The sequence below is a fragment of the Martelella mediterranea genome (genome assembly GCF_021021415.1).
Classification (GTDB): Bacteria; Pseudomonadota; Alphaproteobacteria; order Rhizobiales; family Rhizobiaceae; genus Martelella; species Martelella mediterranea_C.
Genome location: NZ_JAINWJ010000004.1, coordinates 235,983 through 250,093 on the forward strand (window position 1 = coordinate 235,983; position 14,111 = coordinate 250,093).

The window sequence follows — 14,111 nt, forward strand, 5'->3', positions numbered from 1 at the left end:
GTTGAGTTTCTGCTTCCAGGCCCGATGTCGCGTTGGGGATAACACGCGCATGAAAGATTATGATGTCATTGTCGTGGGGGCCGGAGCTGCCGGGCTGATGTGTGCGGCCCGCGCCGGCAGACGCGGTCGCCGCGTGCTGCTGATCGACCATGCGAAAAAGCCAGGCGAGAAGATCCGGATCTCCGGCGGCGGGCGCTGCAACTTCACCAATATTCACGCCGGTCCGCGTAATTTCATCTCGGAAAACCCGCATTTCGCCAAATCCGCACTGGCGCGCTACACCCCGCGCGATTTTCTCGATCTGGTCGAGAGCCACGGCATCGCTTGGCACGAGAAGACGCTGGGTCAGCTCTTCTGCGACGGGTCGGCGCGCGAGATCATTGCCATGCTGATGGAAGAATGCGCCAGGGGCGGCGTCACGGTCGCGCTCGAAACCGCCGCCAGCGACATTGCCCGCGTCGGCGAGCGGTTCACGATGCGGCTGAACGGCGAAAAGGCATCCTGCGCCGCGCTGGTGATGGCGACCGGCGGCAAATCGATTCCGAAAATGGGGGCAACCGGTTTCGCCTATGAGGTGGCCGCGGGTTTCGGGATTTCGGTGGTGGAGCCGCGGCCCGGCCTGGTGCCGTTCACGCTCGATCCGCTTTTGCAGGCGGAGTTGCAGCCGCTTTCGGGCATCGGCGTCGACAGCGCGGTCGGCTGCGGCAAGACCGCCTTTCGCGAGGCGATGCTGATCACCCATCGCGGGCTATCCGGTCCCGCCATCCTGCAGATTTCCTCCTATTGGAGGCCCGGGCAGGAAATCGCGGTGCGCATGCTGCCCGACATCGATCTCGCGGACGCACTTATCAAGGCCAAGCGCGAGAACGGCCGGCAAAGCGCCGCCACCGCGCTTTCCGCCCATCTGCCGAAGCGGCTGGCACAGTATTTCGCGGAGAAAGCCGGCCCCGCAGGACCGCTGGCGGATACGGCGGACAAGGCGCTCGGCACGCTTGCCCGCGCCGTTCAGGACTGGCGGGTGAAGCCGGCGGGCACGGAAGGCTACCGCACCGCCGAGGTGACGCTCGGCGGGATCGACACGAAAGCTCTCTCATCGGCCACGATGGAGGCGAGGGCGGTGCCGGGGCTCTATTTCATCGGCGAATGCGTCGACGTTACCGGCTGGCTTGGCGGTTACAATTTCCAGTGGGCATGGGCCTCGGGCGTCGCCGCCGGCGACGTTGCGTGACGCGAAGGCCCTCTCCAACGCGCTTCGCCAGCGAAGCCAGAAAATACCATGATTTCGGCAGCGGGTTGGCGAAGGCGCGGTAATAATCGTCTTCCGGCACGTCGCGCCAGTTGACGTCGTCCGTGAGTTTTGGCGGGCGTCGGGTCATTGCGATGTCTCCCTTTGTCGTGAGCCATCGCCTCTATTAAGCGCAAAAATTATCGTTTGATACCGGCTGAAATGAGGGCTATTTTTCATCCATGAAAAATGCCCCATGGTCTCATTATCAACTGTTCCTGCTGGTTGTCCGCCATGGCGGGCTGACCGGCGCTTCCGAGGTAAGCGCGCTGAGCCCGGCAACCGTTGGTCGCCACATGCTCGATCTCGAGCAGCGGCTCGGCAGGGTGCTTTTTGCCCGCAGCCCGCGCGGTTACAGCCTGACGCCGGACGGGGAAACGCTGCATGCGATGCTGAAGGATGCCGAAGGCAGGCTGCGCCGGGTCGAGGACTGGGGCGGCGAGACGGCGGCCCCGACGCTGGTGCGCCTCGGCATTGGCACCTGGAACGCCTTTCTGGTCAGCCAGCACATCAATGAAATCCGCGCGCCGGGCGATCCCGTCCGCCTCGAATTCCTCGTCGGCGAGCAGCGCGCGAGCCTTGCCCACCGGGAAAACCATATCGGCATCCGCGCCTTCAGGCCGGAGGAGACAAATCTTGCCGCCCGACGCGTCTGCCCCGCCGCCTATGCCCCTTTCAGGGCGAGGAACGCCACGGTCGCGGAGCAATGGATCGCGGTGACAAGGGAAGCCGCGATTTCGCGTTACCTGCTCTGGCCCCACGCGCACAACGCCAACGCCATCATCATGACGGCAAGCCGGCCACGCTCCATGCTCGATCTGGTGGAAGCCGGCGCCGGCATCGCGGTCCTGCCGTGTTTCATCGGCGACGCCAACCAGCGGCTTGTGCGCGCGGGTCCGGTGATCGATGAACTCACCCACGACCAGTGGCTGGTGCTTCACGACGACGATCGCCGTCAGCGCGATATCCGTCAGGTCGCCGACCGGCTGTTCCGGTTCATGAAGGCGCGGGCGGAGCTCTACGCCGGCAGACGCTCGGGCGCGGATGCCTGAGTTCCGGTCACGGCGGGAACCGGGCAGTGCAGGCCGTTTTAATCGGACGCGGGGCCGGAGGGGATCTCGGAGACGCGCGCGAAGGCGGCCAGCGCATTGCCGCTGATAGCGAGCGCGATCCCCGGCGCATTACCGCTCTTCGGCGTCGCCGTCAGCTTTGCCTCAAGCTGGCCGGTGGCGGTATCGACCTGTCCCTCGATCGTGACCTGCCGGTTCTCGCCTTCGATGGTGACGCCGTCGAGCGTCAGGATGGTGCCGTCGAGACTGCCCCGGCCCTTGATCGACTGGAAGGCATAGGGCGCCTGTTTCAGCGGGGAAAATGCAAAGGCGTTGCTGTTTTCGGCGGTTGCCAGGATCGCGTTGAGGTCAAGCCAGGTCAACTGGCCGGAACCGGCCGCAAAACGGAAATTGCCCGACAGGCCGTCCTTGGCGTTCCGCTCCAGCGGCAAATTCGCCTGGTAGACCAGTTCAAGGGTGAGCGCATCGCTTTCCAGCGGAACGCTGATCCCAAGCTGGCGGAAAAGCGGGCCCGATCTGACACTTTCGGCATTCAGTCGCACTTTGGCGGTGCCGGCATTTTGTACCGCGACATGGGCGAACAATGAGCCATTGTCGAGCCTGCTGTCGGCAATATCGAAACTGGTCTGCTCGCTGGTGCGGATGATGCTGGCGGCGACATCGGAAAGGGTGATGTCGGAAAGCCGAACGGTGCCGGCCGAGACCCGCAGATCGAGATCGGAGAGCGGCTCGCCGGTTCCGTCGTCAGCACCTTCCGCCATCGTATCGATCCATGATGGCAGCGAGGACTGCGCGTCGAACAGCGCGATATCGGTGAACGCCATGGTCGCGGAAATCCGGGCGGGCTCATCGGGCGTCTTCATGACGATATCGAGAGCGCCGCTTGCCTTGGAATCACCGATCGCCAGCTCCACCGGCGAGAAGCGCAGGGATGGTCCGCTGCGCGCGACCTGGCCTTTCAGCGATGCCTTTCCCACGGTGCTGAGAAGCCGGGTCTCGACGCCGAGCCGGGTCATCAGATTCTGCAGGTCGGCAGTCGAAAGAGAGAAGCTGCCGTCCAGGAAATAGGGCTGTCTGCCCGACGCGGTGCCCTGATAGCTGACCGAGGCAAGGGCGTTGGAAAGCGTGAGATCGACCGTGGAGGAGCCGCCGGCAAACATCGTGACCGGTTTGGCGGTTCTGAGCGCGATCTCGGTCGGCTCGCCGCCGATCTCGGCCGATCCCGTGAACCGGGCGGCGCCATCCAGTTCTTCCCAGTCCAGTTCTCCGGTGACGGCTTTCACGATCCGCGGATCGCCATCGCCATCGCCGTCGCCCTTGCCGGCAATGGCGATGGTGCTGTCGATCAGCCGCAATTCTCCCGGCCCCTTGCCGTCAATGCCGCCAATCGCGTCGCCTTCGCCATCCTGAATGGCCGCGACCGCCATCGCCAGCCTGTTCGCCGGCGCGGCGCCCGGATCGCCGCCATCCTCCAGCACGATGACGGCCTTTTCGAAGGTCAGGTCGGAGAAGGCGGGCTTGCCGGAAAGCGCGCCGAAAATGCCGAAATCGGCCGTCAATTCCGCCGCGTTGCCATAGACCAGAAGTCCGCCGCCGCTCGGGCGGGGGATTGCCGCGCCATGCGCGGTGATCTTGGGACGGGGCCAGTAGGAAATCTCCGGCGTGCCCGCAACTGTGGCCTGCGCTCCAAGCCAATCCGAGAGCTCTCCTTCCAGCGCATCGCCCAAGGACGCGGGCGAGACGATGGTGGGCACGAGGTGATAGGCTGCCACAGCCAGAAGAATACCCCCCGCCAGCGCGTAGCGCACCCACCGGCGGCGGACCAGTCGGCGGGGCCGTTCCGAAAAAAGCGCGGCTGGCGATGGAATTCTCATGAGATAAGGCCTGTACCTGCACACTCCCGCCCCGGCGATAACCGAAAATTGCTAATGGCACAATAATGGGTTGCTTTTTACGCCCCCGGCAAAGGCTGGTCGAATGACCGTTGTTTGCCGGTATTCAAAGCAAGGTCCATTGGCACAGGAACCTCGCCTCACCGGGTTCCAGCGCTGCAAGGAGGCGCGAGCAGATCTATTGGCGCTGGATTTTCGTGCCGCGCACCACGCCCTGAGGACTTCGCTCGGCGCCGCTATTCCTGTTGTTTTTCAGGGTGTCAGGGCCCCGTTCCGGCCGCGTCGGCTGGTTTAATTTGCCTCCGACCGTTGCAATCGGCGGTGCAGGGGCCTATATCAACCCCATCGACCATTGCTTGTGACGTTGTCCGGGGCTGATTGCCCTACCGATTTCCTCTCAAAATCGATCTCTTTCGCGAATATCCGCGAAGGAAACACCAATGAAGGGAAATCACTATGTCGACCGGAACAGTAGAATGGTTCAATGCTGCCAAGGGTTTTGGCTTTATCCAGCCCGATGACGGCAGCACGGACGTTTTCGTTCATATTTCTGCCGTTGAGCGTGCAGGCATGCAGTCGCTCAATGACGGTCAGAAATTGAGCTATGAAGTCGTTCGCGACAACCGCTCTGGAAAGAGCGCGGCCGACAATCTTCAGGCTGCTTGATCTTATTGCCCTGGTTGACCACGGATGTACTGGCAACCGCTTCGGGCATTGGCGGATACCGCCTTATTTCGAGCCGCAGATCATTGTCATTCGCTGTCGCTGACCACGGATGTACTGGCAGTGACTGGGAAGAGGTCGGGTTAATCCCGGCCTTTTTGTTTTCATGTTGCCGCCCGTGCGCGCTGACGCGCTGCATGGCCGGGAACGTGGAAGAAACATAAACCAATCAAGGAGGTTTTCTTGCAGGTACTGGTAAGAGATAACAATGTCGATCAGGCGCTTCGCGTCCTGAAGAAGAAAATGCAGCGTGAAGGCATCTTTCGCGAGATGCGGGCGCGGCGGTCTTACGAGAAGCCTTCGGAAAAGCGCAACCGCGAAGCGGGCGAGGCGGTTCGCCGTCTGCGCAAGCTGAAAAGAAAGCAGATGCAGCGCGAAGGTCTCCTTCCGTCGCGCAAGAAGGGCTAGGCCAAGCCGGCCCCTTAGCGGACAAGAGCAACGGCTCTCTCCGTTCATGTTGACGTATTCTCGCAAAGGTCAGGCGGTTTCGCCCGGCCGCGGAATGCCCCGGAAGCCGGTGCGGCATCCGATCAGGGAGATGGCCATGACTGCGACAAAAGATCAGTTTTTCAAACCCAGCCGGGTTTCGGCGACGGACAAGCTCGCGACCACCGACAAGGCGGCGCGCGAGATCATTGCCGAGGAGGCCAGGCGTTTCGATACCAAGACGGAGCGCTTGCGCCGGCTGCGAATGGAGCGGGATGCGGCTGCTCCGGAAGAAAAGCCCAAGAAAGCCCGGGCCCGCAAGGCTGCCAAATAGGCCCTTTTCGGGTTATGGCTTGACGGGCTGTTTTCCCTTTGCGCCGTCATTGTTCGGTTCAGGCCGCACCGACCTGCTGATATTGCAACGACCCGCCCGATGGCGGGTCGTTTTGCGTTTGCACGGATTGACCGGGAAACGCAGTGTTCATCGAATGCCCCATTGCTCTCGGCCTGCGCGAACGGCATCTATCGGAACAAAAGGGTCAAGCCCCGAAACAGAGGCATGAACATGCCGGAGGTATGCAGGTTATGAAGAAAATAGGATTTTTGTCCTTTGGGCACTGGACGCCGTCGCAGCAATCGGCGACCCGCTCGGCCGCCGATGTGCTGTCGCAGTCGATCGACCTCGCGGTCGCCGCCGAGGAACTGGGGGCGGACGGCGCCTATTTCCGGGTACATCACTTCGCCCGGCAATTGTCGTCGCCGTTTCCGCTGCTGGCGGCGATCGGCGCAAGGACCAGCCGGATCGAGATCGGAACCGGCGTTATCGACATGCGCTATGAAAACCCGCTCTACATGGTCGAGGATGCGGGCTCCGCCGATCTGATCTCCGGCGGGCGGCTGCAGCTTGGCATTTCGCGCGGTTCGCCCGAGCAGGTGGTCGAGGGCTGGCGCTATTTCGGCTACCAGCCCGGTGAGGGCGAGGACGATGCCGCCATGGCGCGGCGTCATACGGAAGTGTTCCTCGACCAGCTTGAAGGCAAGGGTTTTGCCGAGCCCAATCCGCGCCCGATGTTTCCCAACCCGCCGGGCCTGTTGCGGCTGGAGCCGCATTCGGAGGGGCTGAGAAAGCGCATCTGGTGGGGGTCTGCGACCAATGCGACGGCTGAATGGGCGGCGAGGCTCGGCATGAACCTGCAGAGCTCGACGCTGAAATTCGACGAGACCGGCGAGCCGCTCCACAGGCAGCAAGCCGACCAGATCCGCGCCTATCGCGCCGCCTGGAAGGAGGCCGGTCACGACTGGACGCCGCGGGTTTCGGTCAGCCGCTCGATCTTCGCGCTCACCACGGACATGGATCGGGCCTATTTCGGCCGGGGCGGCAACGAGCAGGATTCGATCGGCTATATCGATGAAAAGACCCGCGCGGTGTTCGGCCGTTCCTATGCCGCCGAGCCGGACCGGTTGATCGAGCAGTTGAAGGGCGACGAGGCGATTGCCGAGGCCGATACGCTGCTGCTCACCGTGCCCAACCAGCTTGGCGTTGCCTATAACGCCCATGTCATCGAGGCGATCCTGAAACATGTCGCCCCCGGCCTCGGCTGGCGCTGACTTTTCCGGCGCGGCGGAGCGTTTTGCTCCGCCGCGCCATTTTGATAAATCACAAAACAGAACCTGCTTGCCCCATTGCGCGTTCGCGCATACGCTTTGATCCAAGCAAAGCAAAAACAACGGACCATGCCGGTCCGTTCGGGTGGGGACCCTGAGCATCGATGCGCGTAGGCGCGGCATGCATTTGCGACAAAAGGGGACTGGCAGTGCAGTTTTTCGATACGATTTTCACTTACATCAATGATCTGACCTGGGGCTGGGCGCTGGTGCCGTTCCTGGTCGTGCTCGGCGTGTTCTTCACGGCGGCGAGCGGATTCGTCCAGTTCCGCTTCTTCAAGCGCATGTTCGGCGTTTTGTGGGGCGACGAGGATGGCGATCCCTCCAAGATCAGCGCCCGCGAGGCGCTGTTCGTATCAGTCGGCGGGCGCGTCGGCGGCGGCAATATCGCCGGCGTGGCGGTCGCGATCACGGCCGGCGGGCCGGGCGCGGTGTTCTGGATGTGGGCGATCGCCCTTGTCGGCATGTGCTCGGGCCTTGTCGAGGCGACGCTTGCCCAGGCCTATAAACGAACCGAGCCGAACGGCGATTACCGCGGCGGCCCGGCGCAGGCCATTATCCACGGTCTTGGCGAAAACTATCGCTGGCTGGCGCTGATCTACGCGGTCTGCCTGATCGCGGCCTTCGCGATCGGCTTCAATGCCTTCCAGGGCAACACCGTTGCGGGGGCCGCGGCCGACAGTCTCGGCATTCCGCGTTATGTCACCGGCATCGTGCTGGCGGCCGCCACCGGCTTCATCGTTTTCGGCGGCATTCATCGCATCGCCAAGGTTTCCGATGTCATCATCCCGATCATGGCCTTCGGCTATATCGGCATGGCGCTGGTGGTCATGCTCATCAACATCACCGCCCTTCCGGCCGTGCTGTGGGATATCGTCGCCAATGCGCTCGGCTTGCGCGAGGCGGTGGCCGGCGGCATCGGCGCGGCGGTCTCCAACGGTCTCAGGCGCGGATTGTTTTCCAATGAGGCGGGGCTGGGCTCGGCGCCCAATGTCGCCGCCACCGCCTATGTCCGCCATCCGGTGAGCCAGGGCATCACCCAGAGCTTTTCGGTGTTCATCGACACGATGATCATCTGCTCCTGCACGGCCTTCGTGATCTTGCTGGGCGACGTTTATCAGCCGGGCCAGGAAGGGGTCGACGGCGTGATACTGACCCAGCAGAGCATTGTCGACCATCTCGGCGCCTGGGCACAGTATTATCTCACCGCTGCGATCTTCCTGTTCTCGTTCTCGTCGATCATCTACAACTACTATCTCGGCGAGAACGCGCTGGATTTCATGACCGACAAGCCGAGCGCGCTGCAGATCCTCAGGATCGTCATCATCGCCATCGTCTTCATCGGCGCGGTCGCGCCGGGGGCAACGGCGGTTTTCAACTTCTCCGACCCGATGATGGGGATTCTCGCCGTGGTCAATCTCCTGGCCCTGATGATGCTGTTCCCGATTGCGCTCCGGCTGATCAACGATTTCCGCGACCAACTCGCCGCCGGGATCAAGCGGCCGGTGTTCGATCCGAAGAAATTCCCGGATCTCGACACCGACCCCACGGCCTGGCCCGACGCGAAGTGAGGCGAGGGCAGGGGGACCGCGGTCTTTCCTGTGGTGTTTCGAGTCTCGCAGCTCACAATCCCCCCCTTGAGGAGAAATGCCCCGACAGGGGCAGAGGTGGGGACCCTATCGACAGGTTCGGAGTTTGCGGCTTTCAGGGCTTACGCCCTCTACCCCTCTCTGTCGCTTTCGCGACATCTCCCCCTCAAGGGGGGAGATTGTGGCGGATAGATTGTCCGCACGTCTCGCTTTGGAACTGGCTGCAAAGCCTTCACTGAACGCTTTCCTTGCCCGCTTCAGCCGCTCCGAGCTAGCAGCGTCGTCATCGCGTTGCGGAAGCGGGTTTCGATTTCCGTACGCTTCACGTGGCGGCCGGCTTCGACCTGTTTGATGCCGTTGGCCCAGACGCAATCGGGTTTCACCTGACCGGCGAAGATGAAGCCGTCGAGGGCCTGGTCTCCGATGAGCCAGGGGGCGGCGCTGTTGTCGAGCGAGAAGAAACTGGCGGGCCTGCCTTCGGCGATGCCCGCTTCGATGCCCATGGCCTGAGCCCCGCCGGCAAGCGCGCCGTCGAACAGGCGGCGACCGGTGGTGCCGCCGGGTTCGGCGATGACATTGCGCGCCCGCTCGCCGAGACGCTGGGCATATTCGAGCTGGCGCAACTCATCGGCAAGGCCGATCAGCACGTTGGAATCCGAGCCGACGCCGAATGCGCCGCCTGAGGCCAGAAACCGGCTTGCCGGGAAGATGCCGTCGCCGAGATTGGCTTCCGTGACCGGGCAGAGGCCGGCGACCGCGCCGGATCGCGCGAGGCCTTCGGCTTCCGCGTCGGTCATGTGCGTGGCGTGGATCAGGCACCAGCGCCCATCGACGCCGGTGTTTTCCAGCAGCCATTCGACCGGGCGGCTGCCGCTCCAGGCGCGGCAGTCATCGACTTCCTTCGTCTGCTCCGAGATATGCATGTGCACCGGACCGTCGGTCAGGCTTGCGGCAAATTCGAGCTCTTCCGGGGTGACAGCGCGCAGCGAATGCGGGGCGACGCCGAGGACGGCGTGATCGAGGCCGGAGACGATCTTTGTGGACGCCTCCATCAGGCGAGAAAAACTGTCGCGATTGTGGATGAAGCGGCGCTGGCCATTGTTCGGTTCCGCGCCGCCGAAATCGGAATGGGCGTAAAAAACCGGCAGAAGCGTCAGGCCGATGCCGGTGCCGGACGCGGCGGCCGCAATGCGTTCCGCCATCTCGCCGATATTGTCGTAGTGGCCGCCATCCTTGTCATTGTGTAGATAGTGGAACTCGCCGACGCGGGAAAAGCCGGCCTCCAGCATCTCCATATAAAGCTGGGCGGCGATCGCCTCGGCCTCATCCGGCAGAAGAGCGAAGGTGAAGCGGTACATCACCTCCCGCCAGCTCCAGAAGTTGTCGCTTGCGGGCCCGCGCCGCTCGGCAAGGCCGGCCATGGCGCGCTGGAAGGCGTGGGAGTGAACATTGGCGATGGCGGGCACGATGATGGCGTGGCACTCGTCGCCCGGTTGCGGCGTTTGATCGAAGGCGAGGCCGGCGATGCGCCCGCCTTCGATGGCGAGCCGTGCATTGGCGCGCCAGCCCTCGGGCGTCAGAATGTTTTCGGCGAAGAGTGCCATGCGATGAGCCCCATTTTATTCTTGCGCGTGATTGTGTTATGTATATACATAATATCAAACCAAAGACAACAAGGGGAAAGGAATGGCTTCCGCCGCGCCGAAACTTTTTACCAATGCCCTTCTTGCCGCCATGGCCGATGGTGCTGAGGCCATCGAAGGCGTGCTTGCCATAGAGAATGGCCGCATCGCCTATGTCGGCCCCGAAACGGGATTGCCGGAGCGTTTTGCCGGTTTCGACACGGTCGATTGCGGCGGGCGACTGGTAACCCCGGCGCTGATCGATTGCCACACCCACATCGTTTATGGCGGCAGCCGCGCGAAGGAATTCGAGATGCGGTTGGAGGGCGCGTCGTATGAGGAAATCGCCCGCGCCGGAGGCGGCATCGTCTCGACCGTGACGGCCACGAATGCGCTGAGCGAGGATGAGTTGGTCGAGGCAGCGCTGCCGCGCCTCGACGCCTTGATTTCCGAGGGGGTGGCGACCATCGAGATCAAGTCGGGCTATGGCCTCAACATCGAAACCGAGCTGAAGATGCTGCGCGCGGCGCGACGCCTCGCCACGCTTCGTCCCGTCCGGATCAAGACCACCTGGCTCGCTGCCCACGCAACACCGCCGGAATACAAGGGCCGGAACGCGGATTATATCGCTGACGTCGTTCTGCCCGGCCTGGAGATTGCCCATCGCGAAGGTCTGGTCGATGCGGTCGATGCCTTTTGCGAGGGCATTGCCTTTTCGCCGGACGAGCTGCGGCCGGTCTTCGACAAGGCGCAGGCGCTTGGCCTGCCGATAAAACTCCATGCCGAGCAGCTTTCCAATCTCGGCGGCGCTGCGATGGCGGCTTCGTTTGGTGCGCTGTCATCCGACCACCTTGAATATCTCGATGAGGCCGGCGTGAAGGCCATGGCCGCCGCAGGCTCCGTCGCGGTTCTGTTGCCCGGCGCCTTCTACACGCTGAAGGAAAAGCAGCATCCGCCGATGGCGGCGCTGCGCGCGGCGGGCGTGCCGCTTGCGCTGGCGACCGACTGCAATCCCGGCACCTCGCCGCTGACCTCGCTGCTTTTGACGATGAACATGGGCGCGACGCTGTTCGGCATGACAGTTGCCGAATGCCTTACCGGCGTCACGGCGAACGCGGCCCGCGCGCTCGGCCTTGCGGCGGAAACCGGCACGCTGGAAGCCGGCAAGGCCGCCGATATCGCGATCTGGGATGTCGAGGCGCCTGCCGAACTTGTCTACCGCATCGGTTTCAATCCGCTTTCCCGGCTTTATGTCAGCGGCCACGAGGTTGCACGATGACGCTTGTTCTAACCCCCGGCAGCGTGACGCTGGCCACGCTGGAAAAAATCTATCGCGGCGATGATGCCGTGCGGCTGGATCCCGCTTGCGATGCCGCCATCGAAAAGGCCGCCGCCCGCATTGCCGCGATCGCGGCCGGCAACGCCCCGGTCTACGGCATCAATACCGGCTTCGGAAAACTCGCCTCGATCAGGATCGACGCCGCCGACACGGCCACCCTGCAGCGCAACCTCATCCTGTCGCATTGCTGCGGCGTTGGCGCGCCGCTCGATGCCAGCGTCGTGCGGCTGATCATGGCGCTGAAGCTGATCTCGCTCGGCCGCGGTGCTTCCGGCGTGCGGCTCGAACTGGTGCGGCTGATCGAGGGCATGCTGGCAAAGGGCGTTACGCCGGTGATCCCGGAAAAGGGGTCGGTCGGCGCCTCCGGCGATCTCGCGCCGCTTGCCCATATGGCCGCCGTGATGATGGGCGAGGGCGAAGCCTTTTTCGAAGGCGAGCGGCTTTCCGGGCGGGACGCGCTGGAAAGGGCTGGCCTCACGCCCGTGCAGCTCGCCGCCAAGGAGGGGCTGGCGCTGATCAACGGCACGCAGGTGTCGACGGCGCTCGCCCTTGCCGGCCTGTTCCGCGCCTTCCGCTGCGCGCAAACCGCCTTGGTCACCGGCGCGCTCTCCACTGATGCGGCAATGGGGTCGCCCGCGCCGTTCCATCCCGATATCCACACGCTGCGCGGTCATCAGGGCCAGATCGATGCCGCTGCCAGCCTGCGCGCCCTGCTCGAAGGTTCCGAAATCCGCGTCTCCCATATCGAAGGCGATGAGCGGGTGCAGGATCCTTACTGCATCCGCTGCCAGCCGCAGGTCGATGGCGCGTGCCTCGATCTTCTGCGCCAGGCTGGCCGCACGCTGGAAATCGAGGCCAATGCCGCCACCGACAATCCGCTGGTGCTTTCCGATGACAGCGTGGTTTCCGGCGGCAATTTCCACGCCGAGCCGGTGGCCTTCGCCGCCGACCAGATCGCCATCGCCGTCTGCGAGATCGGCGCGATCGCCCAGCGGCGGATTGCGCTTCTGGTGGACCCGGCGCTTTCCTTCGGTCTTCCCGCGTTTCTTTCGAGAAAGCCGGGGCTCAATTCCGGACTGATGATCGCGGAGGTGACGTCTGCCGCGCTGATGAGCGAGAACAAGCAGATGGCGCACCCGGCCTCGGTCGATTCCACGCCGACATCGGCCAATCAGGAAGACCATGTCTCGATGGCCTGCCACGGCGCGCGGCGGCTGCTGGCGATGACCGAGAACCTTGCAAGCATTATCGGCATCGAAGCGCTTTGCAGCGTTCAGGGCGTCGAACTGCGCGCGCCGCTTTCCACCAGTCCGGCCCTGCAGCGGGTCATTTCCGCGTTCCGGGGATTGGTGCCGACGCTGGAAAACGACCGCTACATGGCCAGTGATCTGGAGAAGGCGGCCGTGGCGGTGAGTGATGGCGTGTTGATCAGTGCGGTCGGGGCGAGGGTTTTGCCGGAGGTCGGGCGTTGATTTCATTTTGCACTTCACCGGCACCGGGGTTCCGCCCCTCACCCGGCGCATGCGCGCCACCCTCTCCCCTTGCGGGGCGAGGGGGAGCAAGCAGCCATCACCGGACTAGGCGGACAGGCAGGGCGTCGCCGGCGTCCCCTTCTCCCCTTGGGGAGAAGGTGGCCGAAGGCCGGATGAGGGCAGGCGGCGCAAGCAGTAACACTAGACGTAGGAATATTGTCCCATGACCGATCCCGTCATCGTCAAACACGGCGCATCGCCCATCATCCTCGGTTTCCCGCACACCGGCACCTATGTGCCGGCGGAGATCAAGGCGCGGCTCAATGAAAACGGCCTTCTGTTCGCCGATACCGACTGGCATGTCGACCGGCTCTATGACGGTCTTCTGGCCGATGCGACCACAGTGAAGGCGACCTTCCATCGCTATGTGATCGACGCCAATCGCGATCCGTCGGGCGCGAGCCTCTATCCCGGCCAGAACACCACCGGCCTGATCCCTGAGACGGATTTTGACGGCAAGCCGATCTGGAAGGGCGGCAAAGAACCGACAGAGGCCGATATCGCGGCGCGCATCGAAGCCTTTCACGCTTCTTATCACGCGGCCCTTGCCGCCGAGATTGCGCGGGTGAAGGCGGAACACGGCATCGTCATTCTCTATGACTGCCACTCCATCCGCTCGCACATTCCCTTTCTCTTCGAGGGCAAATTGCCGGATTTCAACATCGGCACCAATCTCGGCGTCACCTGCGCGCCCGAATTCGAGGCTGCCGTGGAAGGCGTTGTTTCGCATGCGCCCGGCTATGACTATGCCGTCAACGGCCGCTTCAAGGGCGGCTGGACAACGCGGCATTATGGCAAGCCCGCGACCGGCGTCCACGCGATACAGATGGAGCTGGCGCAATCAACGCATCTCGCCACCGAAGCGCCGCCCTTCGCCTATGACGAGGAAAAGGCCGGCAAGCTGCGAGGCCATTTGCAGGATATTCTGGAGCGGATCGAACGCCTGTCGTTCTCCGCGCGCATGTAAA

12 protein-coding genes are annotated in these 14,111 nt (G+C 63.4%); 10 read left to right on the top strand and 2 right to left on the bottom strand.

Annotation, left to right across the window (positions count from 1 at the left end; genetic code table 11):
* The first annotated feature begins 49 nt into the window (after positions 1-49).
* A complete protein-coding gene (locus K7H91_RS02875) occupies positions 50-1,228 on the top strand; it encodes an NAD(P)/FAD-dependent oxidoreductase (protein WP_230718703.1) in 1,179 nt (392 codons plus the stop codon).
* Positions 1,229-1,467: 239 nt separating this feature from the next.
* A complete protein-coding gene (locus K7H91_RS02880) occupies positions 1,468-2,337 on the top strand; it encodes a LysR family transcriptional regulator (protein WP_230718704.1) in 870 nt (289 codons plus the stop codon).
* A 38-nt stretch (positions 2,338-2,375) separates the two neighbouring features.
* Here K7H91_RS02880 and K7H91_RS02885 read toward each other — a convergent pair whose 3' ends face one another.
* Positions 2,376-4,229 (bottom strand): AsmA family protein, encoded by a 1,854-nt coding sequence (locus K7H91_RS02885; RefSeq protein ID WP_230718705.1) that lies wholly within the window; start codon positions 4,227-4,229, stop codon positions 2,376-2,378.
* Between the two features lie 474 nt (positions 4,230-4,703).
* Here K7H91_RS02885 and K7H91_RS02890 point away from each other — a divergent pair, with 474 nt between their 5' ends.
* The 5 genes from K7H91_RS02890 to K7H91_RS02910 all read left to right on the top strand — a co-directional run bounded on the left by K7H91_RS02890 (position 4,704) and on the right by K7H91_RS02910 (position 8,632).
* A complete protein-coding gene (locus K7H91_RS02890) occupies positions 4,704-4,913 on the top strand; it encodes a cold-shock protein (RefSeq protein WP_230718706.1) in 210 nt (69 codons plus the stop codon).
* A 240-nt stretch (positions 4,914-5,153) separates the two neighbouring features.
* Entirely contained in the window at positions 5,154-5,378 is a 225-nt protein-coding gene (gene rpsU / locus K7H91_RS02895) for a 30S ribosomal protein S21 (protein WP_018065179.1), read from the top strand.
* Between the two features lie 136 nt (positions 5,379-5,514).
* Positions 5,515-5,730, top strand: a complete 216-nt coding sequence (locus K7H91_RS02900) for a hypothetical protein (protein WP_230718707.1) — start codon at positions 5,515-5,517, stop codon at positions 5,728-5,730.
* Between the two features lie 251 nt (positions 5,731-5,981).
* Entirely contained in the window at positions 5,982-7,004 is a 1,023-nt protein-coding gene (locus K7H91_RS02905) for an LLM class flavin-dependent oxidoreductase (RefSeq protein WP_230718708.1), read from the top strand.
* A 206-nt stretch (positions 7,005-7,210) separates the two neighbouring features.
* Positions 7,211-8,632 (top strand): alanine/glycine:cation symporter family protein, encoded by a 1,422-nt coding sequence (locus K7H91_RS02910; protein ID WP_230718709.1) that lies wholly within the window; start codon positions 7,211-7,213, stop codon positions 8,630-8,632.
* A 275-nt stretch (positions 8,633-8,907) separates the two neighbouring features.
* Here K7H91_RS02910 and K7H91_RS02915 read toward each other — a convergent pair whose 3' ends face one another.
* A complete protein-coding gene (locus K7H91_RS02915; RefSeq protein ID WP_230718710.1) occupies positions 8,908-10,254 on the bottom strand; it encodes a formimidoylglutamate deiminase in 1,347 nt (448 codons plus the stop codon).
* Positions 10,255-10,384: 130 nt separating this feature from the next.
* On the opposite strand from K7H91_RS02915, the gene hutI reads away from it, so the two are divergent.
* The 3 genes from hutI (at position 10,385) to hutG (ending at position 14,110) form a co-directional block, all read left to right on the top strand.
* On the top strand, positions 10,385-11,551 hold the full coding sequence (hutI, locus tag K7H91_RS02920) for an imidazolonepropionase (RefSeq protein ID WP_230718779.1): 1,167 nt from the start codon (positions 10,385-10,387) through the stop codon (positions 11,549-11,551).
* On the top strand, positions 11,548-13,083 hold the full coding sequence (hutH, locus tag K7H91_RS02925; protein WP_230718711.1) for a histidine ammonia-lyase: 1,536 nt from the start codon (positions 11,548-11,550) through the stop codon (positions 13,081-13,083). The genes hutI and hutH overlap by 4 nt, the downstream gene beginning before the upstream one ends.
* A 223-nt stretch (positions 13,084-13,306) precedes the next feature.
* Entirely contained in the window at positions 13,307-14,110 is an 804-nt protein-coding gene (hutG, locus tag K7H91_RS02930; protein ID WP_230718712.1) for an N-formylglutamate deformylase, read from the top strand.
* Position 14,111 lies beyond the last annotated feature (1 nt).